Source organism: Rhodanobacter aciditrophus (genome assembly GCF_042679525.1).
GTDB lineage: Bacteria > Pseudomonadota > Gammaproteobacteria > Pseudomonadales > Marinomonadaceae > Marinomonas > Marinomonas aciditrophus.
Genome location: NZ_JBHTMN010000016.1, coordinates 24,837 through 45,796, shown reverse-complemented (window position 1 = coordinate 45,796; position 20,960 = coordinate 24,837). Strand labels below are relative to the sequence as shown.

Sequence of the window (20,960 nt, the reverse complement as noted above, 5' to 3'; positions counted from 1 at the left end):
AACAGGCTTTTGTTTGCACACTAAGCATGGCACATAGTTAGGAGGGCGAGTCCATCTTATTTCCCACTGTAGTTGGTTGTTAGGTTTTTAGATTGCACAAAAAAGCCCGCTTGGTTAAGCGGGCTTTGGTGTTTGTTTCAAGACTATTGGTAATTAGTCTTCGATCAAAATACGCAACATACGACGAAGTGGCTCTGCAGCCCCCCAAAGTAGTTGGTCACCTACTGAGAAGGCGCTGATGTACTCAGGCCCCATGTTCAGTTTACGGATACGACCCACTGGGATGTTTAGAGTACCAGTCGCAACAGTTGGCGTTAGACGCTGCATTGTTGCTTCTTTGTCGTTTGGCACTACGTCTACCCATTGGTTGTGCTCAGCAAGCAAGCCTTCGATATCCGCTACTGGGATGTCTTTGTTTAGCTTGATGGTGTACGCCTGACTGTGACAACGCATTGCACCGATACGAACACATAGACCATCAACTGGGATTGGGTTGCCGTCGATACCTAGGATCTTGTTACATTCAGCCTGTGCTTTCCACTCTTCACGGCTTTGGCCGTTATCAAGTTGGCTGTCGATGTATGGGATCAAAGAGCCTGCTAGTGGTACGCCGAACTGATCAGTCGGAAGCGTACCAGAGCGCATTTTCTCTGCCACTTTACGGTCGATATCCAGGATCGCACTGGCTGGGTCAGCAAGCTCGTTTGCCACTTCTGCGTTAAGCAAACCAAATTGGTTCAGTAGCTCACGCATGTGACGGGCACCGCCACCAGACGCTGCTTGGTATGTCATGGAAGTCATCCACTCAATGTGACCTTTTTCAAACAGGCCACCAAGCGCAAGAAGCATCAATGAAACAGTACAGTTACCACCCACGTAGGTTTTAACGCCATCTTTTAGACCTTGCTTGATAACGTTTTGGTTTACTGGATCCAGTACGATGATGGCGTCTTTGTCCATACGAAGTGAAGACGCCGCGTCGATCCAGTAACCATTCCAACCAGCCTCACGCAACTGTGGGTAGACCGCTTTGGTGTAGTCACCACCTTGACACGTAATAATGACGTCCATCTTCTTTAATGACTCAATGTCCATTGCGTCTTGAAGAAGCGGAATGTCCTTACCAATATCTGGGCCCGCTTGGCCCGTTTGGGACGTGGAGAAAAACACCGGATCAATATGATCAAAGTCGTTCTCATCACGCATACGTTTCATCAGCACAGAACCAACCATTCCGCGCCAGCCGACTAAACCTACAGTTTGTTTTGACATGGTTATTTTACCTTTTTTTGGGTGGGCCCACTCATACCAAGAGCAGTATCCCGAGTTAATGCCTATTTTAGGCTTTTAATGCAGCAAGCACAGCGTCACCCATTTGGGACGTGCTTACTGGTTTGCTTCCCTGTGAAGCAATATCTGCTGTACGTAGACCTTGGTCTAATACATCGCTCACCGCTTTTTCGATCGCATCAGCTGCGTCTTTAGCGTCCAGCGAGTAACGCAACATCATAGCAACAGAAAGGATTGTCGCCAATGGATTAGCGATGCCCTTCCCTGCAATGTCTGGTGCAGAGCCATGACAAGGCTCGTACATACCGCGACCTTCTGCGTTAAGTGATGCAGAAGGTAACATACCGATAGAACCTGTCAACATGGCAGCGGCGTCAGATAGGATATCGCCGAACATATTACCGGTCACCATGACGTCAAATTGTTTCGGTGCGCGGACCAATTGCATTGCTGCGTTGTCCACCAACATGTGAGAAAGCTCTACGTCTGGGTATTCTTTAGCGACTTCTTCCATCACTTCTTTCCAAAGCACGGTGACTTCCAGTACGTTGGATTTATCGATTGAACAAACACGTTTGCCACGCTGACGTGCTGCTTCGAATGCAGAGCGTGCAATACGGCGGATTTCAGATTCGCTGTACACGTAAGTGTTGAAGCCTTCTCGCTCGCCATTTTCTAGGGTGCGAATACCACGTGGTTGACCGAAGTAAATACCACCTGTCAATTCACGTACGATCAGGATATCCAAGCCCGCTACGATTTCTGGCTTCAAGCTGGACGCATCTGCCAATTGTGGGTAAAGGATTGCAGGACGTAGGTTAGCGAATAACTCTAGGTTAGAACGCAAGCCTAGTAGGCCTTTTTCTGGACGTACAGACATATCCAGACCATCCCATTTCGGGCCGCCTACTGCGCCAAGCAAGATGGCATCTGCTGCTTTCGCTTTAGTAAGGGTTTCTTCTGGAAGTGGCGAGCCCGTTTCGTCATAAGCAGAACCCCCCACCAAAGCAGATGAGTGCTCAATGTCCAAGTTAAATGAAGCGTTTACGGCGTCCAATACGCGTACCGCCTGCTCTACGATCTCTGGACCAATACCGTCACCCGGCAAAACTAATACTTGTTTAGACATGTTCATTCCTTACAATGAGCGCGCTTCGAACAACCAAGGCGCTTGTTTCATGCGTTTTTCTTCGTAGGCGTGGATCGCATCAGACTCTTGTAACGTCAAGCCGATGTCATCTAGGCCGTTAAGCAAGCAGTGCTTACGGAAAGCATCTACTTCAAATTCAAATTCGGTGCCACTTGGGGTGACAACTTTTTGTGACTCTAAGTCTACGGTTAACTCGTATCCTTCGGATGCAGCCACTTCTTTGAATAGCTGATCCACTTCTTCTTCCTTCAAAACAATCGGCAATAGACCGTTTTTAAAGCAGTTATTGTAGAAAATGTCTGCAAAACTCGGGGCGATCACAGCACGGATACCGTAATCATCCAGTGCCCAAGGCGCGTGCTCACGGCTAGAGCCACAACCAAAGTTGTTACGGGCCAGTAAAACACTGGTACCTTGGTAACGAGGCAAGTTCAATACGAAGTCTTGGCGCAATGGGCGACCAGTGCATTCTTGGTCAGGCTGGCCTTCGTCTTCGTAACGTAACTCGTCAAATAAATTTTTACCGAAGCCAGTACGCTTGATGGATTTCAAGAACTGCTTTGGAATGATCATGTCGGTGTCGACGTTGGCCAAATCTAGCGGCGCTGCGATACCTGTGTGTTTCGTAAATGGGCGCATTCTAGACTCCTATTGTTTAACCAATTCGTTTACGTCAACAAAGTGACCGGCAATCGCTGCAGCGGCAGCCATGGCTGGGCTTACTAAGTGCGTACGACCACCAAAACCTTGGCGACCTTCGAAGTTACGGTTAGACGTTGATGCACAGTGCTCACCTTGTCCTAGTTTGTCAGCGTTCATGGCCAAACACATAGAACAACCCGGCTCGCGCCACTCAAGCCCCGCTTCCGTGAAGATTTTGTCTAAGCCTTCTTGCTCCGCTTGCGCTTTCACTAAGCCTGAGCCAGGGACAACGATGGCCTGCTTCAAGGACGAAGCCACTTTACGGCCTTTTACCACTTCTGCAGCAGAGCGTAAGTCTTCAATACGAGAGTTAGTACAAGAACCAATGAACACTCGGTCCAAGGTAATGTCAGCCAAGGTGGATTTACCTTCCAAGCCCATGTATTTCCATGCGCGAGCATAGCCTTCACGTTTTACTTGGTCGTCTTGATCTTCTGGACGGGGGATCGGTTGATCAATTGCGATCACCATCTCAGGAGATGTACCCCAGGTCACTTGAGGCTTGATGTCTTCCGCTTTAAGTACAACCACTTCGTCAAATTCTGCATCCGTGTCAGACACTAGGTCTTGCCACGCTTCAACAGCCATATCCCAGTGAGCGCCTCGAGGGGCATAAGGACGATTCGCCACGTAGTCGATGGTCGTCTGGTCAACGGCAATCAAGCCGACACGTGCGCCCGCTTCAATGGCCATGTTACAAACGGTCATACGACCTTCCATTGACAAAGACTGGATAGCAGAGCCGCCAAATTCAATAGCGTAGCCCGTACCACCAGCGGTGCCGATCGCACCGATGATAGCCAAGACAACGTCTTTTGCTGTCACGTAAGAGGACAATTCACCGTCCACACGAACAAGCATGTTGCGCATTTTCTTTTGCACCAAACATTGAGTGGCCAATACGTGCTCAACTTCAGACGTACCGATACCGTGGGCCAAAGCCCCAAACGCACCGTGAGTCGATGTGTGAGAGTCACCACATACAACCGTCATACCTGGCAAGGTAGCGCCCTGCTCTGGGCCCACTACGTGTACGATGCCTTGACGAGCATCGGTCATTTTGAATTCTGTAATACCAAATTCATCACAGTTGTCATCCAAGGTGGTGACTTGGATTTTAGATACTGGGTCAGCAATACCATTCACACCGCTCTTACGCTCTTCCACAGTCGTTGGAACGTTGTGATCTGGGGTTGCCAAGCTTGAGGATAATCTCCAAGGTTTACGGCCGTGCATACGCAAGCCTTCAAATGCCTGTGGAGACGTTACTTCGTGTAGTAGCTGCAAGTCGATGTAGATTAGTGCACTACCATCGTTACGCTGCTGGACAAGGTGGCTGTCCCACAACTTGTCATAAAGAGTTTTGCCTGCCATTTTTCTCTCTCCTAAATATGCATTGCGTTATGGTACTCAGTCCTTTTAAATTACTCCAATTCATATTTTTCATGTTTTGGATAATTATTTGGAATGATGGACATTACCGAACTGCTGACTTTTATCAAAGTCGCCGAAACCGAATCCTTCTCCGATGCTGCAGAGGCTCTTTTTGTCACCCAACCCGCAGTGAGCAAACGTGTGGCGGCATTAGAATCAAGCCTCAACGTGAAGCTGTTTGATCGTATTGGCCGGAAGGTACAGCTCACAGAGTTTGGTCATCGACTGCTGCCAAAGGCCCGCCGTATTGCAGAAGACCTGTCAGACATCAAACGCAGTATGTCCCTGCAAATGGAAGATGTAACAGGTGAGCTACACATCACTACCAGCCACCATATTGGCCTCCATCGATTACCAAATACCTTGAAAGCCTTCCAACAACGCTACCCACAAGCGGAGATCAAGATTGACTTCACTCAATCCGAAGAAGCTCATAGACAAGTGCTAAAAGGGGAAGCTGAAATTGGAGTCATCACCCTTTCAGGGCAATCTGAGCAGATGCTGACCGCCATACCCATTTGGTCTGACCCCTTAAAATGTGTGGTAAGCGTAGACCATCCCCTTGCCCAACGGACAGAAGTGGATGTGGTGGAACTCGCTAAGTATCCGTGCTTATTACCCCACGACAACACCTTTACTCGGCAAATTGCGGAGAAGGTACTAGCAGTGCACGGGGTGCGTCCTCAAGTACGTATGAGTACCAATAATTTGGAAACCCTCGCCATGCTGGCCAGTATTGGTTGGGGCTGGTCCCTTATCCCGTCTACCGTAGTGGGGGATCAACTAGTGGAGCTTAATCTGCCCGCACTCAACGTCGAACGTAAGCTGGGCATTATTCATCACAGACAACGCACCTTGAGCCAGGCAGCCAGTGCATTTATCGCCATGCTTCAAGATGCGTCGTCAGAGCGACCTCTTATCCCATAAAAAAAAGAGTCGCACTGGGCGACTCTTTTCGTTCTGACTAAACAAGAAATTAAATTACTTCAATTCTTGTCGTGCCTGTGATGCCATGCGCACATAGGCGTTGGCTTCACCATAGTTGTTATAACCATCAACACGCTGCAACACTTCAAAGAACACACCACTCACTTCTTCCGTATAACAGTGGAAGAAGGCACCGTCTTCGTTTTCGTCGTACATGATATTGTGATCTTGTAGCTTCCTAATCAACGCTGGCTCAAGACCCAAGCGCGCTTCTAGATCACGGTAGTAGTTATCTGGGATCGGCAATTGTTTTTCCTGATCCATGTTTTTAACTGCAGCAAAGATGTCCTGACAAGCGAAGGCGATTTGATGTACACCAGAGCCCCCCGCTTTTTTCATAAAGCGCTCTGCTGAGGCGGAACGTGCGTTGGTCATATTGATTGGGATACGCACAGACTTACTCTTATTGGTCGCCGTACGACTTACCACCAAGCCATGAATGTCTGGCAAATCTTGTTTTGGTTCAATATCAAAACCGAAGACAGATTTGTAGAAAAAGCCTGCGGATAAGAAGTCTACGTTAGACACGGTTTGTCCAATGTGATCCACACGGGTTAAACCAACACCTTGCTCCCCTTTCACGCCTTCGATTTCTTCAAAATCCACATCAAAGAAGCGGTAACGGCTATTCGCACCCACAAGGTAAACCAAGCTGTCGCCAATACCACGGATTGCTGGGATGTTTAGTTCACCCGGACCCGCTTGGTTGGTAAAACGCTCAGCACGGTAACGCTCAGCCATAGTAAGAGTTTCTTTTACGTTTTCTGTCGTGAAACCTAAGGCACAGACCGACACACCGTGTTTTTGGAAATGCTCATGGGCTTGGCTAGCGGATTCACGATTCAAAATCAGGTTGATGTCCCCTTGGCGCATCAAACTTACGTTTTTAGACACGTGTTTATGGGTCTCATGGAAACCGAGTTGCGCCAGTGTTTTGATTAAGTCCTCACCGGCTTCCCCTTCAATGGCGAATTCGATGAACTCGATCTCTTTCACTTCTGGGACAGTAATGGGCTTGGACTTAGGCTCTTCTGCAGACACCGTTTGATCGTCTAACCAGATCAATGAACGCATGCCATCAATGGCTTTTGCAATCGGTGAAGAAGAACGAAATTCGTCGTTAAAGATTTCATGGGACAAGTAGTCGTTAAAGCCTTTGTCTTTCAGAACTTGAAGGAATTCGACCACTGGCATGTCTCCTTGACCAGGGAAACAGCGGGAATGACGACTATAAGTCAGATAATCTTGGCGCGGCATGATTGGAGCATCCGCCACTTGAACCAACGCGATTTTATCAACTGGGATTTCATCACGTAGGCAATCCAGTGTGTTGCCACGGGAATACATGTGGAAGGTATCTAGGTTAATCCCCAAGTTTGGGTGATCGGTACGTTTTACCAAGTCCCATGCGTCCATGTAATCGGCAATATGATAACCCCAAGCCAAGGCTTCGTAGCCTAGCATAATGCCTTCTTTTTCGGCCATTTCCGCTAGAAATCGGAGATCTGCTGCACACAAATCACGGTCACCAGAAGCGTAAGATTGCACGTTACTACACATAAGCAAACGGCTAGTACCCAACTCATGGGCCACATCCATCTTACGCTTTAACATTTCACGTTTTTGTTGGCGTAAACGCTCTGGCATGCCCTCCATATCTCGAAATGGCTGGAGTGCGATAATTTCTAGCCCCAGATCATCTGCCATTTTACGGACTTCACGGGGAGAGCGTTCGTATTGGGTGAGGTCATTTTCGAAGATTTCAACGCCGTCGAAGCCTGCTTCTGCAGCCGCTTCAAGCTTTTCTTTTAAGGTGCCAGAGATGGTGACCGTTGCGAGCGCAGTTTTCATGGTACGCCTCTTATTACATATCAGTTTGGTTATATTAAAAAGACAGATTTTTATGAAACCTATCATTTAAGTTATTTAATTGCTGTACACAAAGGATATCCGCCTTCTTTGTATACCGTTAATGAAATAAGACATTAAAAATAATACCAAAATGGAATACATACAGACTTACTATCCAGCTATCCTTAGTATAGATTGCCTTTATAGAATCTGGTCACACATTCACCCCCTCAGTTCGTTGGCCATTTGGAGACCCCCATGCTTGAGAACCGCATCAAATACCGCCACCTGCAATGCTTCTTAGAAGTGACACGCCAAGGCAGTGTGGTTCGCGCCGCCGATGCCCTATCTTTGACTCAACCAGCAGTCTCCAAGAAACTAAAAGAGTTGGAAGAAATTCTCGGGGTGCGTCTCTTAGAGCGCAGTAAAAAAGGCATCGAGCTAACAGCTTTTGGTAATGTGTTTTTAGAACATGCCAGCACCAGTGTTGCAGCATTGCGTGAAGGGGCTGAACGTGTCGCCCAAGCGCAACAAAAAGGGGTAAGTCACATCAGTATCGGGGTGTTACCTACCGTAGCCACAAGTGTCTTACCTGAAGCAGTAAAACGGTTTCGTGAAGGGGGTGTCGACGCCAGATTGCACTTGGTGACGGGCTCCAACTCCTTGCTTATGAGCCAATTACGCGTGGGTGAACTGGATTTAGTGGTAGGCCGTTTAGGTATGCCAGAAGCCATGTCTGGCCTCTCCTTTCAGCACCTTTATTCAGAGCAAGTGGCCTTTGCTGTTCGCCCTGAACACCCGCTTTTGACGAAATCCAACTTCCAAGTAGCAGACATATCAGATTACACTGTGCTCTACCCACCGAAGGATTCGATTACCGCGCCATCTGTTGATCGATTCCTTTTGTCGCAAGGCGTTGGCAATATTTCAGATCGAATCGACACCATTTCGGACTCCTTTGGTAAAGAGTTCTTACGTATGAGTAATGCGATTTTTATTATCTCCCGTGGTGTTGTTGCCCGAGAAATCGCTGATGGTGAATTAGCAGAACTACCGGTTGATACGAAAGAAACCCTCGGCCCAGTAGGCTTAACCACTCGGGCGGATGCCGCACCTTCAATGCTATTGCAGCTTTTTATGAATGCCGTGCGCGACACAGCCAAAACGTTAGACAATTACTACAATCCTCAAGACCATTAATCGTCTAACTTTTCCTTTGCATTGATTTGGCTTTTGCCAGATAAGGACATTTGATAGACCTATGGGAAACATACTTACCACCACTGCCCCTATTTTCATTCTAATGATTTTGGGCTTCATTGCCGTAAGAACCAAGCTGGTCTCTGAAGATGGCATGGTCAGCATGTCCAAGGTGGTGATCTACTTCACCCTCCCTGCTCTCATTTTCAGCACCCTTGCTCGGATGGAGTTTGACGAGGTCATCATCCCATCGTATTTCTTTGGCTATATGATTGGCTCACTCATCATGCTGTTTGGGGGCTTATTCTTATACAGTAAGATTTTCAAACGCCCTTTGAGCGAATCCACCATTCGGGGCGTGGGCATGGCAAACTCTAACTCTGCCTTCTTCGCTTACCCAGTGATGCTTCTTGCGTTCAGCAACCCGCCCACAGCGGCCTTTACCATGGCGCTGATCATCGAAAACATTGTCGTATTACCCGTGACCTTTATGATTCTAGAATTCAGCTCTTCACAAGGAGGAGACAGAAGCACTTGGTCCATGCTTAAGGCCACCGCAAAACGATTGACAAAAAACCCGCTCATTATTGCGGTCACGGCGGGATTAGTCGCGTCAAATCTCCATGTAGACTTACCTGCCACGGCAGACCGGGTGCTAGTAATGCTGTCTGGCGCCTCTGCGACGCTGGCCTTGATCGTGCTTGGGGGCTCTTTGGTTGGAAATAGCGTTAAAGGAAATGCCCGTGACATTACGATAGTGACTTTCGGAAAGTTAGTGCTTCACCCTATTGCCGTAGGCGTCATGCTGTTTTTGATGCCAGGGGTGGATAAGACGATGATTTTAGGGGGCATCTTAATTGCCGCAGTTCCTATGATGAGCATCTATCCTATTATTGGCAGTGCTTATGGACAGCGCGCCATCTGTGCCAGCACTTTATTAGTCACTACCATCGCTTCTTTCTTTACCTTGATGGTGGTTTTGCAAGTACTGAGCATTCAATAGCTATCAAATACTTATCATTAAAAAAACTGTCCCACATAAAAAAGCCGTCTCGCTTTCGCTGACGGCTTTTTTGTGTCTCTCGTAAATCAGATATAGATTACGAAAGCTTGTTAACCAAACCTTGAATACCCAAGGCATAACCTTGGACACCAAATCCAACAATGATGCCAGTAGCACAAGGGGAAATGTAAGAATGATGACGGAAGGACTCACGGGCGTGAACGTTAGAAATATGCACTTCAATCACAGGCACTTCAGCACCTTTGATGGCGTCATGCAAAGCAATCGATGTATGAGTGTAGGCACCTGGGTTAAATACCACACCTAAGACTTTACCTTCTTTAATAAGACGGCCTGCTTCATGGATGCTATCGATTAGCACTCCTTCATGATTAGACTGACGAAAGTCGATGTCGTGGCCATATTGCTTTGCCGTTTCGATACATAGGGCCTCAACATCCGCAAGGGTTTCGTGCCCGTATTGGTCTGGCTCACGCTGACCAAGAAGGTTCAAATTAGGGCCGTTCATAACGATAATTGTTGCCATAGGATTCTTCCTCAAATAAACAAGCTCATTTCTAAATGAGCGTAAAAACGAGATTATGATCCGGGGTTATTAGCGCCTTGTGCAATGTGATGCTTTAACATTGCTATGGCTCCGGGCACATCTCCTTGCATGATTCTTTCTAGCAATTCTTTATGCTCCCCAAGGGATTTGCTTCCCCTAAAGGGACGCTTCTGCAACGCCAGAAGCTGATAACGCATATACTGTTCAATGATGGATCCGTGGTAGCGGATCATCTGGTGAGACCCACAGTTTGCTACCATTGTCATATGAAAGTCTCGGTCAGCACGCTCCCAAGCCTGAACGTGAGCACGCTCATCTTGAAGCATTAACTCTTCCATACAGCTTAAACGATAATGGGCAGCCACCATCTCCGATTTCCATGCAAGCAGGCCCGAAGAATTGGTCATAGACTTTTCAAGTCCCGTGGTTTCTAACATGGTGCGCAGCTCCAGTAGCTCATATAGGTCGTCTTTCGACACCATTTGAACACTGAAACCTTTTTGATCGATGAAGCGCACGAACCCATCCGACACCAGTCGCATCAGTGCTTCGCGCAGTGTATTGACGCTGGCGCCATAACGCGCCTTTAGAAGGTTAAGCTTAAGCTTTGCCCCAGGAGTAAGTTGCCCTGTCATGATGTCGGTACGCAATTGCTCGTACACAGATTGGCCAACTAATTTCTTTTCTACAGTTTCTAGCATGTGCGGATTCGGGCTCTTATGATTTTTTATACCCAAATATCAACTCACTGATATTTAGCGACTGTATTCTAAACAGGAATACAGTCGCTGTTAACTGGCAAACACAATAATAAACATTGCGTTTAAATAAGTGAGCTGACGATCTCGTATTTTTCCCAGAACTCATTCCAAACCGGCTCTATGTTTTGCACTGGCTGTCCGGTGAAGATCTCGAATGCATCAATGCCCTGATAGAAGAAGAGATCGAAACCAGAGACCACTTTTAATCCTGCGCTGTTGGCAGCCATCAGAAACTCTGTGTCGATCGGAGTATAAACCGCATCAAACGCCCAAGACTGATCGCCGAAGTGCTCTGGAGCCAAAGGAATACCTGGTGTGGTGTAATGCCCTACAGGAGTACAGTTAACCAAGCCATCAGCAGCTTTTGCAGCCTCACCAACCGCTTCAGCGGGCACATATCTAGCACTGTATCCCGCTTCATTGATCGCATCGACTAAGGATTGAGCACCGGCAGGATTAAGGTCGGATACCATCACTTCCGTAGCACCCACTTCAAATAAGGCGAAACCAATTGCACGGCCGACACCACCAGCGCCAATAAGCAAAACCTTACCAGCAGGCAAATCCCCTACACGACCACGGTAACCACGAATGAAGCCTGTGTAATCAGTGTTAAAGGCTGAAATCTTGCCATCTTTGATACGAAGAGTGTTGCTGGCACCTGTTTTAAGCACAGCATCATTCACTTCATCAGCGCGCTCAATGGCAATTTGTTTATATGGGAAGGTGACGTTCGTACCTGTAAATCCTTCTACCAACATCTCATCCAGCTTCTTGCTGAAGGCTTCAGGACTACTGTCTGTTGGAATTTGCAGATCATAAGTGACAGGTAGATTGTTTAGAGCACCCAACATTCTGTGCAAAGCAGGAGAACGTGAGGCGTTGATGTTTTGACCAATTAAGCCGAGTTTATACATTATTGTTATCCCCAGGTGGAACGAGGCAGCTTACCGCTGCCAATCTTTCAAATATTGAATATTAGCAAAAGTATCCTATATTTTTGAAATGGGTCAAATAACGATTTCGTTATATTTGCAACTCAAAAAGTCAATTATGTTTTGTGTAAGCCCTCTAACCCAAGCACGCCACGACTTTGCAGAAACTGAGCTATATTAATACTTATTATGGAATTGCCATTCATTTTTGATATAGTCATCTAAATTTCGTTGCTTCAAGGTACCAAGATGGACATGCAAATCCCCAACCTCAGACACTTGAGAGTCTTTCTTTCGGTGACCGAACTGAAAAGCATTACCCGTGCATCAGAAAGTATCTATTTGTCCCAACCCGCCATCACACAAGCCATTGCCAAGCTAGAAAAGCTACTTGGTGTCTCTTTATTTGAACGGCACTCTGATGGCATGTATCCCACCATTGCAGGGGAAGCTTGGCAAAAGCGTGTGTCACGGGCGTTGGATTATTTAAATGACGCAACAGACGATATTTTAAAAGAGCATAATCCTCGTGATGCGGTGCCTAAGAACATGATGGCTCAAATTAGCACGACCCAACTCAAGGCGTTGGTTGCTGTCTGTGAAGCCCAAAACTTTAGCATCGCAAGCCGTAACCTAGGTGTGTCCCAGTCCTCTGTACACCGTGCCGCCCGGGATCTTGAAAAACTGCTAAGTGTCACCTTATTTGAGAAAAACAGCATTGGTATCAGTGCTACTCGGGCTGCCAAAACCCTATCCAAAGCCACTAAGCTTGCATTCAGTGAGTTGCGCCAAGGGGTTTATGAAATCAATGCCCTGCAGTTTCGAGATGTCAGTACCATCTCCATTGGCAGTATGCCTTTGGCTCGTACCACCATACTGCCGAAATCCATTTTGAAATTTAACGAACGTCATCCGGATGTGAACGTTAAAGTCATCGAAGGCCCCTACCCTGACCTGTTACAGCATTTACGCCAAGGGGATATCGATATGATTTTGGGAGCCCTGCGCTACCCATCTCCTGCGGATGATGTGGTTCAAGAAGCCCTATGGAACCCCCCTTTAGCCATTGTTTGCCGTAAAGGGCATCCGCTGTTATCACAGACTAAGGTAAGTGCCGCCGATCTGGCGAAATACGCTTGGGTAGTACCTGCGGAAAAAACGCCAACAAGACAGGCATTTGAAGCCATCTTTACTGATGCAAACACGCCCAAGCCTTTGCGTATTGTAGAATCCAGCTCACAGATCCTAATTCGAGAATTATTACTTGAAAGTGACCGTTTAACGTTAATCTCGGCTCATCAGGTTGAGCGGGAAATCAATATCAATTTGCTCGACTGTGTTGACTTTCCGTTAGAGCATACACGTCGTCCGATTGGGTTATGTGTCCGTAAAAACTGGCTTCCAACCATAACTCAGTCACATTTTCTATCCGTGCTACGTGATATATCAGAAAATTTCAGGTAGAGATTTTCATACATGCTATGCATATTTTGAATGATGTGCGCGGTTTATCGATTATCGCCTTTTAGACTTGAGTGCTAGATTGAAGCACACAAAAATACGGCTTAAGCCCAACACATCGTGATGATAACAATCAGGAGCGAATAACATGAGAATTTGTATTGCAGGCGCATCTGGCGCGTTCGGCATGAAACACATGGATGCCATTGCGGCAATTGAAGGCGCAGAAGTAATCTCTGTTGTCGGCACTAAACCTGACGCTATTAAAGCCTTCGCAGAAGAGCGCGGCGTTCCACACTACACCACAGATTTAGCAGAAGCATTGGCTCGTGACGACGTTGATGCGGTGATTCTTGCTACCCCTACTCAAATGCACGCCGCACAAACGATTCAGTGTTTGGAAGCAGGCAAGCACGTGATGTCTGAAATCCCAATGGCGGATAATATTGAAGACGCACGTAAAGTTGTTGAAGTACAGAAGCGTACTGGCTTAGTTGCCATGGCCGGCCACACTCGCCGCTTCAATCCTTCACATCAGTGGATCCACAACAAAATCCAAGCTGGCGAACTAAAAGTTCAACAGATGGATGTTCAAACATACTTCTTCCGTCGTTCTAATAAGAATGCTCTTGGCCAAGCTCGTTCTTGGACTGATCACCTACTATGGCACCACGCTTGCCACACAGTAGATTTGTTCCAATACCAAACTGGCGAAGTATCGACTAAAGTACAAGCGCTACAAGGCCCAATCCATGAAGAGCTAGGCATTGCGATGGATATGAGCATTGGTATGAAAGTTCCAAGCGGCGCCATTTGTACTCTGTCTTTGTCTTTCAACAACGACGGTCCTTTTGGTACTTTCTTCCGTTACATCTGTGACAATGGCACCTACATTGCTCGTTACGATGATCTGTATGACGGCAAAGAAAACAAGATCGATCTTTCTGGTGTTGCCGTGTCCAATAACGGTATCGAACTGCAGGATCGTGAGTTCATCGCTGCCATCCAAGAAGGCCGCGCACCAAACTCTTGTGTGACTCAAGCTATCGATGCAATGGAAACACTGCACAAACTTGAACTTTGCCTAGAAGATTAAGTTCCGATATTTTCTATAAAAAGCAGGGCCTAGGTCCTGCTTTTTTGTCTATTTAAATTGTGTACGAGGCGCAACATGGCTGATAAACACTCCCTTTTTCTAGATCCCAAAATCGGCTTGGGCTGTATGAACCTTTCCCACGCATACGGCGTGCCCGTCGAAGAAGACGAGGCCATTAAGGCGCTGCATGCTGCATTTGATATGGGATACCGTCATTTTGACACCGCAACCTTATATGGTGGTGGCCGCAATGAAAGCCTTGTGGGCAAAGCATTAAGCTCTCGTCGTAACGAGTTCTTTCTTGCCAGCAAATGTGGCATGGCGAACGTGGACGGCAAGAAAGAGATTAACGGCCGTCCAGAGAACCTAAAAAAGCAATGTGAAGCAAGTCTAAAGCGCCTAAACACAGATCATATCGATTTGTATTACCTTCATCGCAAAGACCCTGACGTAGCCATTGAAGAGAGCGTTGGTGCTTTAGGCGATCTAGTCAAAGAAGGTAAAATTGGTGCCATTGCCTTATCCGAAGTCTCTGCCGAGACCCTACGTAAAGCCCATCAAGAACACGCCATTGCTGCGTTGCAATCGGAATATTCTTTATGGACACGTAACCCTGAGATTGCATGCCTTGAAGCCACTAAAGACCTAGGGATCACCTTTGTCGCCTTCAGTCCTGTTGCTCGAGGTTATTTAACCGGCGCAGTAAAAGATCGCTCAGATCTGACACAAGGCGATATTCGCTTAAACATGCCACGCTTTGACGACGAACATTACGCACGGAACCTAGCATTATTGAAAGACTATGAGGCACTTGCTAAAAAATGGGGCTACTCCCCTGCTCAGCTAGCCTTAAGCTGGGTGTTGTCACAAGGAGAGCACGTGGTAGCCATCCCAGGAACACGTTTTGTCTCCCATATGGAAGAAAACTTGTCAGCAAGCAGTTTAAAACTTGCAGGGGATCAAGTGGCGGAGCTGAATGAGTTGATCAATCAGAACACTGTTAGCGGTCCTCGTTACAATGCCGCTCAACAGAAAGAAATTGATACGGAAGAGTTCTAACATTTTCCTTAAACAGAAGGCCGCTATGTTTTAGCGGCTTTTTTTTGCTTGGGCCAAACCTGCCTTCTTCTCATACTTGTAGCCTGTTTACTTCCCATGCTTTCCCTCTTAATTAACCATCTACTGAATCAGCGCATCTATCAGTCATTGGATTCTGAGCCAAAATAGCAATACACCGTCTAACAGCATGACTATATCGGTGCACGGACTCCTCTCATTTTTAATGACTTAATATTTCCCATCAAACACCTTGTATAGTTTGTACTAAACATAGGATGGGTATTTTGGTCATATTGCCAAAACCCCTAATCATTAACGCTTTTATCAATAACTGGTTCGCATGTTGCTTATTACAACTCAGTGAGTATCAATAAGATGCATAAGGAGAGCCACATGAGCCAATCTGATTATCCGTTATCTGAAGTACCGCAAAACGCACGCCGAGGCTTATTACCTATGGCATTCGTGCTACTGGGATTTACTTTTTTTACAGCCACCATGTGGGCTGGAGGGACATTAGGGACTGCTTTTTCCTTCTCAGAACTCTTGCTGGTGATTTTAATCGGTAATTTCCTACTGGGAGCTTACGCATCCGCTCTGGCATACATTGCCTACAAAAGTGGTTTAAACAGCGTTCTCATGGGGCGTTATTGTTTTGGCGAAGTTGGCAGTAAATTATCCGACTTTGTTTTAGGTTTTACTCAGATTGGCTGGTATGCCTGGGGGACGGCAACCCTGGCTATTGTGCTTGTTAAAGTTACGGGTATGAGTGAAAGCTGGCAAACACCTCTAATGATTTTGTTTGGCATGGCATTTTGCCTTACCGCAATGGTGGGTTTTAAAGGCATGGATATCCTGTCCCGCGTCGCGGTTCCATTGATGCTGATCTTCATTTTAATCAGTCTATATACGGGTTTGATTGATGTGGGCGGCATGACAGGGCTCCTCAATATAGAAACCACAGAGAGCCTTGGCTTCACCGCTGCCATCACCATAGTCATTGGCACCTTTATCAGTGGCGGCACCCAAGCCACGAACTGGAGTCGCTTTGCAAGCAGCGGCAAGGTTGCCGTGATCGCTACTATGACTGCCTTTTTCGTTGGGAATGGCCTAATGGTACTTACTGGCGCATTGGGCACGCTTATTTACCAGCAAGCAGATATCGTTGACGTGTTGCTGGCTCAAGGCTTTATGGTGTTAGCGGTTCTCATGTTATTTATGAACATCTGGACCACCCAAGACAACACTATTTATAACTTCGCAGTGGCAGGCTGCAATCTACTTCGTACCGATAAGCGTCGAACAGTGACAGTGGTCGGAGCTGCCATTGGTACCCTGTTGGCAGTATTTGGAATGTACAACTTCTTGATTCCATTTTTAGTGTTACTTGGCACCTTTATCCCACCTATTGGCGGCATCATTATGACGGATTTTTGGATGCGCCATAAAGGGCAATACCCTAGCCTTGGGGAAGCCAAGCTACCAGCCTTCCATTGGCCAGGAATCATTGCTTATATGATCGCCTCCGCCGCTGCATACGCTTCTCCTTTCATGCCACCTGTTGTTGGGGTATTTAGCGCTATCCTAGTCTACGGTGCTTTCACCCTAATTATGCAAAACCAACCAAAGGCAGCCGTTACCCAATTATGAGCATCAGTTGTGCCGATATCCCTAAACTCCCCGGCCTAGAGAGCATTAGCTTTCGGGCTGGGCTTACCGGAGGTCAGCGTATTGTGCGCTGGCCTTACGTTGCAGAAAACGAGTCCATTCAAGAATGGGTCAGCGGAGGTGAATTAGTATTTGTCACCGGCATTAATCACACCCGTGATGAATCAAATCTCTGCCAACTTGTGCGTGAAGCCTCTGAGAGTCAGGTTGCAGGCTTGGTGATATTGACCGGCCCTGAATTCATTCAAAAAATCCCTAAATCAGTTTTAGAGCTGGCAAATAAACTACAGGTGCCCTTATTTGAACAGCCCTATGATTTAAAAATGGTCATAGTCACGGAAATCATCAGTAACGCCATTGTCCAAGATAACCTATTGGGCAAATCCATTCGCTTATTTTTGAGCAAGCTCATTAACGGTTTCCAGCAAGCGCCAGAACTCATTCATTTAAGAGCAAAAGACCTAGGTATCAGCAGCCATTCTGCTTTTGTTAGCTTATCTCTCAGCTACCACCAAAGTTCTGAAAATGCCGCATCATCTGCCAACAAGCCCCTTCAGAATTACCAACAAATAGAACAATCCTTAGAAGCACTATTAAGAAGACGCCATATTGAGTGGCCTGTCCTCTCTGATGAAAACGGATTGCTCGCGGTCTGGCCTACTCAGAAAAATGAAATATCAGAGCTATATGAAGACCTAGCTCAACTTCGTGAGCGCCTCCAGTCGGACTTTCCTCAGTTGGACTTATGCATGGGGGTCAGCACTCAAAAACAGGGCTTAGATGAATTATCTCAGGCCGTTGAAGAAGCCAAACAAGCACTACAATTTGCCATAAAGCACCCGCAACAGAAGCTGTTTTTCTATGATCAGCTAGGCATCGCCCAGTTATTTGCCGCCATTCCACAGCGCAATATGCTGGCGGAATTTTGTAAACGTCATTTAGGTTCACTTTGCTTTTGCAGAGATACAGCCAGTACCGAAATGAAAAGCACTTTAGAGCACTACTTCAACCACTTTGGACATTTGCAGCATACCGCTGACGCCATGGGCATTCACCGTAACACACTAAGCTATCGTTTGGGGCGCATCGAACAAAGGCTTGGCTATTCTTTACAGGACCCATTTAGTCGTTTGAATTTACAAAACGCCCTATTGATCGAGCAGATCCTATTTCATCATCATAATTTAGATGAGCAACAACACTCATTGGTCGAAGATTGAGGACACCTATGGAAATCATCAACGCACGATTACGTCATCAGCCTGAACTTTTCACCGTCACCATTAAAGACGGAATTTTCACCCACATCACTCCTCAAACCCAAGCTATCACTATCAGCGAAGGGCAAATTGATGCCCAGGAAAATCTACTTTGTGCGCCTTTTGTAGAGCCACATATACATTTGGATGCAGCCCTCACCGCGGGACAACCCGAGTGGAACCAGAGCGGCACCTTATTTGAAGGCATTGAGCGCTGGCGCCAACGTAAACCCATGCTCAACGAAGACGATATCTATCAGCGGGTCATATCTACTATTGAGCTTCTGGTACAACAAGGGGTTCAGGCTATCCGAACCCACGCTGATACCACCGACCCCAGTTTAGTAGGCGTTAAAACCCTCTGCGCCATTCGAGATGAATTGAAGGACAAAATTCAAATCCAAGTGGTTGCCTTTCCCCAAGACGGCATGTTGTCGTATCCCAACGGGTTAGCATTAATGGAGCAAGCTTTAGAAGTCGGTGCAGACGTGGTAGGTGGCATCCCCCATTTTGAATACACACGGGAGCTTGGGGAAGAATCCGTAAAAACGTTAATTGGCTTAGCACGTAAGTATGATCGCTTAGTGGATGTTCATTGTGATGAAATAGACGACCCTAACTCGCGCTTTTTAGAATGTCTTGCTTATGAAGCGCTAAAATACGATATGGGCCATAAAGTCACCGCCAGCCACACAACGGCCATGCACTCCTATGACAACGCCTATTGCTCTAAGCTGTTCCGGTTATTGAAGAACTCCAACATCAACTTCATTTCTTGCCCCACGGAAAGCATTCACCTTCAAGGGCGCTTTGATACTTACCCCAAACGCCGGGGCGTCACCCGTGTGAAAGAACTATTAGAAGCCGGTATGAATGTATGCTTAGGGCAGGATTCCATCTTTGACCCATGGTATTCACTAGGTAATGGCAAGCTTTTAAGAACGTTAGATTTTGCCCTACATATCTGCCAGATGATGGGTTACCAAGACTATCGCCAAGCATTAGACCTGATCACTGAAAACAGTGCCAAAACACTGTGCTTGGAAGGCTACGGTATTGCCGTTGGAAACAGTGCGAACTGCATCCTGCTCGAAGGTGAAGACGATTACAGCGTCATTCGACGCCAAGGGGAAGTCCTGCTGTCTATCCGTCAAGGTGAGATTATTATGGAGCGCCAAGCGGCTAAAATACTCACCCCAAATTATGTTAAAACCAATTAAGCGCAGCCCATACGGTCTGCTGCATTCTTAATGCAAAAATAAAGCCGCTTAATTAAGCGGCTTTAGGTTACTAATCAGAATCATCCATTGTCTTCCAGCAGCATAACACCTGCACCAGTATTTGAGATTGGTAAATGGTAGCTGCTGTGTAGAGCAGTCACGGATTGTCCTAACGCGCCACGCATTGCCAGCCACATATTTAACTCCACCCCCTGCGCACCGGCTTTTTCAACCAGCTCATAGTTTGAGTATTGAGTTAATAGCTCAGGCTCATCGACAATCTTTTCCATGCAGTACAGATCAAAAGGTTTATTGATGAATCCGGCGCGTTGACCATCTAACTGGTGCGACAAACCACCGGTGCCCATTACCACAACTTTCTGGTCGCCTTGGAATGAACGAACCGCATCTCCAATCGCTTTACCAAACGCATAGCTACGACTTGGCTTAGGTATTGGGTGCCGCTCACAGTTAATTGCAACTGGAATCACTTTTACATGACCATAGTTATGACCTGGCCACATCAAAGTGAGAGGTACCGTTAAGCCATGATCCACTTTCATTTCTTGGCAAACAGTAATGTCAAAATCATGCTCAATTAAATGATTCACAATGTGCCATGATAACTCCGTTTCGCCTGTGACAGGAGGAATTTCAGCGATCCCCCAACCTTCATCAGCGTTTTCATAGTGTGCGGCGGCGCCTATCGCAAATGTGGGCTTACGATCATGGAAGAACTCTAAACCGTGATCGTTATAAAAGATGATGACAATGTCCGGCTCTTTGCTATAAAGCCATTGTCTTACAGGTGGGTACGCTTCAAAAAACGTTTTCCAGTACGGTGTATCTTCAAGCCCTTGATCCATTGCCACACCAATCGCAGGAATATGAGAAGTGGCGATACCGCCTAATAATTTAGCCATTACACTTCTCCCTGTGCGACAAGAAATGCCTTAAATTCATCCGTTGTCATGCCTGTTTGTAAGCCACCCACATCCTGAACGCTTAAACCAAGCAATCCGGCAAATTTAGCCAAGTAATAGATACTTCCACCTGCTTCCAACATGGCAATGACATCGCGTTTACGCATGGCATCTTTTTGCTCTGAGGTGAGTTCAAATTTCTGGTAGTAGGCCTCTTCGTCCAAACGGAACGCCTCACGTGCTGCTTCGTTGTTGAAGGAATAACACATCTTGTTAAGGGGATAGCCTTTGGTTGCCATGGGTCCATCTAACATAATGGTACCGGGAATATTACTCGCCTTACTCATGTCTTACCTCGTCGTCACAATATTTTTATTCGTTAATCAAAGGTGA

At 46.8% G+C, this 20,960-nt stretch carries 19 protein-coding genes; 9 read left to right on the top strand and 10 right to left on the bottom strand.

The features are described 5' to 3' along the window. Window positions 1–153: 153 nt before the first annotated feature. The 4 genes from asd to leuC all read right to left on the bottom strand — a co-directional run bounded on the left by asd (window position 154) and on the right by leuC (window position 4,516). Window positions 154–1,272, bottom strand: a complete 1,119-nt coding sequence (asd, locus tag ACFQ45_RS14455; protein WP_377368920.1) for an aspartate-semialdehyde dehydrogenase — start codon at window positions 1,270–1,272, stop codon at window positions 154–156. 67 nt (window positions 1,273–1,339) lie between these two features. Further along, the gene (gene leuB / locus ACFQ45_RS14450; RefSeq protein WP_377368918.1) at window positions 1,340–2,419 is read right to left on the bottom strand and encodes a 3-isopropylmalate dehydrogenase; all 1,080 of its coding nucleotides are present in this window, start codon (window positions 2,417–2,419) and stop codon (window positions 1,340–1,342) included. A 9-nt stretch (window positions 2,420–2,428) separates the two neighbouring features. After that, window positions 2,429–3,079 (bottom strand): 3-isopropylmalate dehydratase small subunit, encoded by a 651-nt coding sequence (gene leuD / locus ACFQ45_RS14445; protein WP_377368916.1) that lies wholly within the window; start codon window positions 3,077–3,079, stop codon window positions 2,429–2,431. Between the two features lie 9 nt (window positions 3,080–3,088). Then, window positions 3,089–4,516 carry a 3-isopropylmalate dehydratase large subunit gene (gene leuC, locus ACFQ45_RS14440; protein ID WP_377368914.1) on the bottom strand — a complete coding sequence of 476 codons (1,428 nt, stop codon included), beginning with the start codon at window positions 4,514–4,516 and terminating at the stop codon, window positions 3,089–3,091. Window positions 4,517–4,609: 93 nt separating this feature from the next. Between leuC and ACFQ45_RS14435 the strand changes: the two genes are divergently transcribed. Then, complete coding sequence (locus ACFQ45_RS14435) at window positions 4,610–5,503, top strand: LysR family transcriptional regulator (RefSeq protein ID WP_377368912.1); 894 nt, start codon at window positions 4,610–4,612, stop codon at window positions 5,501–5,503. A 54-nt stretch (window positions 5,504–5,557) separates the two neighbouring features. On the opposite strand, the gene ACFQ45_RS14430 is transcribed toward ACFQ45_RS14435, so the two are convergent. Next, window positions 5,558–7,414, bottom strand: a complete 1,857-nt coding sequence (locus ACFQ45_RS14430; RefSeq protein ID WP_377368910.1) for a bifunctional sugar phosphate isomerase/epimerase/4-hydroxyphenylpyruvate dioxygenase family protein — start codon at window positions 7,412–7,414, stop codon at window positions 5,558–5,560. Between the two features lie 258 nt (window positions 7,415–7,672). Here ACFQ45_RS14430 and pcaQ point away from each other — a divergent pair, with 258 nt between their 5' ends. After that, complete coding sequence (gene pcaQ / locus ACFQ45_RS14425) at window positions 7,673–8,614, top strand: pca operon transcription factor PcaQ (RefSeq protein WP_377368908.1); 942 nt, start codon at window positions 7,673–7,675, stop codon at window positions 8,612–8,614. 61 nt (window positions 8,615–8,675) lie between these two features. Continuing rightward, window positions 8,676–9,617: an AEC family transporter gene (locus tag ACFQ45_RS14420; RefSeq protein WP_377368906.1), complete on the top strand. Its 942-nt coding sequence runs from the start codon at window positions 8,676–8,678 to the stop codon at window positions 9,615–9,617. A gap of 97 nt (window positions 9,618–9,714) precedes the next feature. On the opposite strand, the gene aroQ is transcribed toward ACFQ45_RS14420, so the two are convergent. The 3 genes from aroQ to ACFQ45_RS14405 all read right to left on the bottom strand — a co-directional run bounded on the left by aroQ (window position 9,715) and on the right by ACFQ45_RS14405 (window position 11,863). Beyond that, the gene (aroQ, locus tag ACFQ45_RS14415; RefSeq protein WP_377368904.1) at window positions 9,715–10,164 is read right to left on the bottom strand and encodes a type II 3-dehydroquinate dehydratase; all 450 of its coding nucleotides are present in this window, start codon (window positions 10,162–10,164) and stop codon (window positions 9,715–9,717) included. 53 nt (window positions 10,165–10,217) lie between these two features. Continuing rightward, window positions 10,218–10,886, bottom strand: coding sequence for a GntR family transcriptional regulator (locus tag ACFQ45_RS14410; RefSeq protein WP_377368902.1), 669 nt, complete (start codon window positions 10,884–10,886; stop codon window positions 10,218–10,220). Window positions 10,887–11,008: 122 nt separating this feature from the next. After that, window positions 11,009–11,863 carry a shikimate dehydrogenase family protein gene (locus ACFQ45_RS14405; RefSeq protein WP_377368900.1) on the bottom strand — a complete coding sequence of 285 codons (855 nt, stop codon included), beginning with the start codon at window positions 11,861–11,863 and terminating at the stop codon, window positions 11,009–11,011. 267 nt (window positions 11,864–12,130) lie between these two features. On the opposite strand from ACFQ45_RS14405, the gene ACFQ45_RS14400 reads away from it, so the two are divergent. From ACFQ45_RS14400 to codA, 6 genes are all read left to right on the top strand, one after another. Next, window positions 12,131–13,345, top strand: coding sequence for a LysR family transcriptional regulator (locus ACFQ45_RS14400; protein ID WP_377368898.1), 1,215 nt, complete (start codon window positions 12,131–12,133; stop codon window positions 13,343–13,345). Between the two features lie 145 nt (window positions 13,346–13,490). Then, window positions 13,491–14,438 carry a Gfo/Idh/MocA family oxidoreductase gene (locus ACFQ45_RS14395; RefSeq protein ID WP_377368896.1) on the top strand — a complete coding sequence of 316 codons (948 nt, stop codon included), beginning with the start codon at window positions 13,491–13,493 and terminating at the stop codon, window positions 14,436–14,438. A gap of 75 nt (window positions 14,439–14,513) precedes the next feature. Continuing rightward, a complete protein-coding gene (locus ACFQ45_RS14390) occupies window positions 14,514–15,497 on the top strand; it encodes an aldo/keto reductase (RefSeq protein WP_377368894.1) in 984 nt (327 codons plus the stop codon). Between the two features lie 393 nt (window positions 15,498–15,890). Further along, window positions 15,891–17,147, top strand: coding sequence for a cytosine permease (codB, locus tag ACFQ45_RS14385; RefSeq protein ID WP_377368892.1), 1,257 nt, complete (start codon window positions 15,891–15,893; stop codon window positions 17,145–17,147). Next, entirely contained in the window at window positions 17,144–18,385 is a 1,242-nt protein-coding gene (locus tag ACFQ45_RS14380; protein ID WP_377368890.1) for a PucR family transcriptional regulator, read from the top strand. Before codB ends, ACFQ45_RS14380 begins: the two co-directional genes overlap by 4 nt. 8 nt (window positions 18,386–18,393) lie before the next feature. Beyond that, on the top strand, window positions 18,394–19,644 hold the full coding sequence (codA, locus tag ACFQ45_RS14375; RefSeq protein WP_377368888.1) for a cytosine deaminase: 1,251 nt from the start codon (window positions 18,394–18,396) through the stop codon (window positions 19,642–19,644). Window positions 19,645–19,724: 80 nt separating this feature from the next. Here codA and ACFQ45_RS14370 read toward each other — a convergent pair whose 3' ends face one another. Together ACFQ45_RS14370 and ACFQ45_RS14365 are read right to left on the bottom strand one after the other, a co-directional pair. Then, window positions 19,725–20,567, bottom strand: a complete 843-nt coding sequence (locus ACFQ45_RS14370; protein ID WP_377368886.1) for a class III extradiol dioxygenase family protein — start codon at window positions 20,565–20,567, stop codon at window positions 19,725–19,727. Next, entirely contained in the window at window positions 20,567–20,914 is a 348-nt protein-coding gene (locus tag ACFQ45_RS14365) for a protocatechuate 4,5-dioxygenase subunit alpha (protein ID WP_377368884.1), read from the bottom strand. Before ACFQ45_RS14365 ends, ACFQ45_RS14370 begins: the two co-directional genes overlap by 1 nt. Window positions 20,915–20,960 lie beyond the last annotated feature (46 nt).

Coding starts and splice junctions, on each gene's coding strand:
- asd (WP_377368920.1), bottom strand. CDS start 1,272: ATGTCAAAACAAACTGTAGGTTTAGTCGGCTGGCGCGGAATGGTTGGT.
- leuB (WP_377368918.1), bottom strand. CDS start 2,419: ATGTCTAAACAAGTATTAGTTTTGCCGGGTGACGGTATTGGTCCAGAG.
- leuD (WP_377368916.1), bottom strand. CDS start 3,079: ATGCGCCCATTTACGAAACACACAGGTATCGCAGCGCCGCTAGATTTG.
- leuC (WP_377368914.1), bottom strand. CDS start 4,516: ATGGCAGGCAAAACTCTTTATGACAAGTTGTGGGACAGCCACCTTGTC.
- ACFQ45_RS14435 (WP_377368912.1), top strand. CDS start 4,610: ATGATGGACATTACCGAACTGCTGACTTTTATCAAAGTCGCCGAAACC.
- ACFQ45_RS14430 (WP_377368910.1), bottom strand. CDS start 7,414: ATGAAAACTGCGCTCGCAACGGTCACCATCTCTGGCACCTTAAAAGAA.
- pcaQ (WP_377368908.1), top strand. CDS start 7,673: ATGCTTGAGAACCGCATCAAATACCGCCACCTGCAATGCTTCTTAGAA.
- ACFQ45_RS14420 (WP_377368906.1), top strand. CDS start 8,676: ATGGGAAACATACTTACCACCACTGCCCCTATTTTCATTCTAATGATT.
- aroQ (WP_377368904.1), bottom strand. CDS start 10,164: ATGGCAACAATTATCGTTATGAACGGCCCTAATTTGAACCTTCTTGGT.
- ACFQ45_RS14410 (WP_377368902.1), bottom strand. CDS start 10,886: ATGCTAGAAACTGTAGAAAAGAAATTAGTTGGCCAATCTGTGTACGAG.
- ACFQ45_RS14405 (WP_377368900.1), bottom strand. CDS start 11,863: ATGTATAAACTCGGCTTAATTGGTCAAAACATCAACGCCTCACGTTCT.
- ACFQ45_RS14400 (WP_377368898.1), top strand. CDS start 12,131: ATGGACATGCAAATCCCCAACCTCAGACACTTGAGAGTCTTTCTTTCG.
- ACFQ45_RS14395 (WP_377368896.1), top strand. CDS start 13,491: ATGAGAATTTGTATTGCAGGCGCATCTGGCGCGTTCGGCATGAAACAC.
- ACFQ45_RS14390 (WP_377368894.1), top strand. CDS start 14,514: ATGGCTGATAAACACTCCCTTTTTCTAGATCCCAAAATCGGCTTGGGC.
- codB (WP_377368892.1), top strand. CDS start 15,891: ATGAGCCAATCTGATTATCCGTTATCTGAAGTACCGCAAAACGCACGC.
- ACFQ45_RS14380 (WP_377368890.1), top strand. CDS start 17,144: ATGAGCATCAGTTGTGCCGATATCCCTAAACTCCCCGGCCTAGAGAGC.
- codA (WP_377368888.1), top strand. CDS start 18,394: ATGGAAATCATCAACGCACGATTACGTCATCAGCCTGAACTTTTCACC.
- ACFQ45_RS14370 (WP_377368886.1), bottom strand. CDS start 20,567: ATGGCTAAATTATTAGGCGGTATCGCCACTTCTCATATTCCTGCGATT.
- ACFQ45_RS14365 (WP_377368884.1), bottom strand. CDS start 20,914: ATGAGTAAGGCGAGTAATATTCCCGGTACCATTATGTTAGATGGACCC.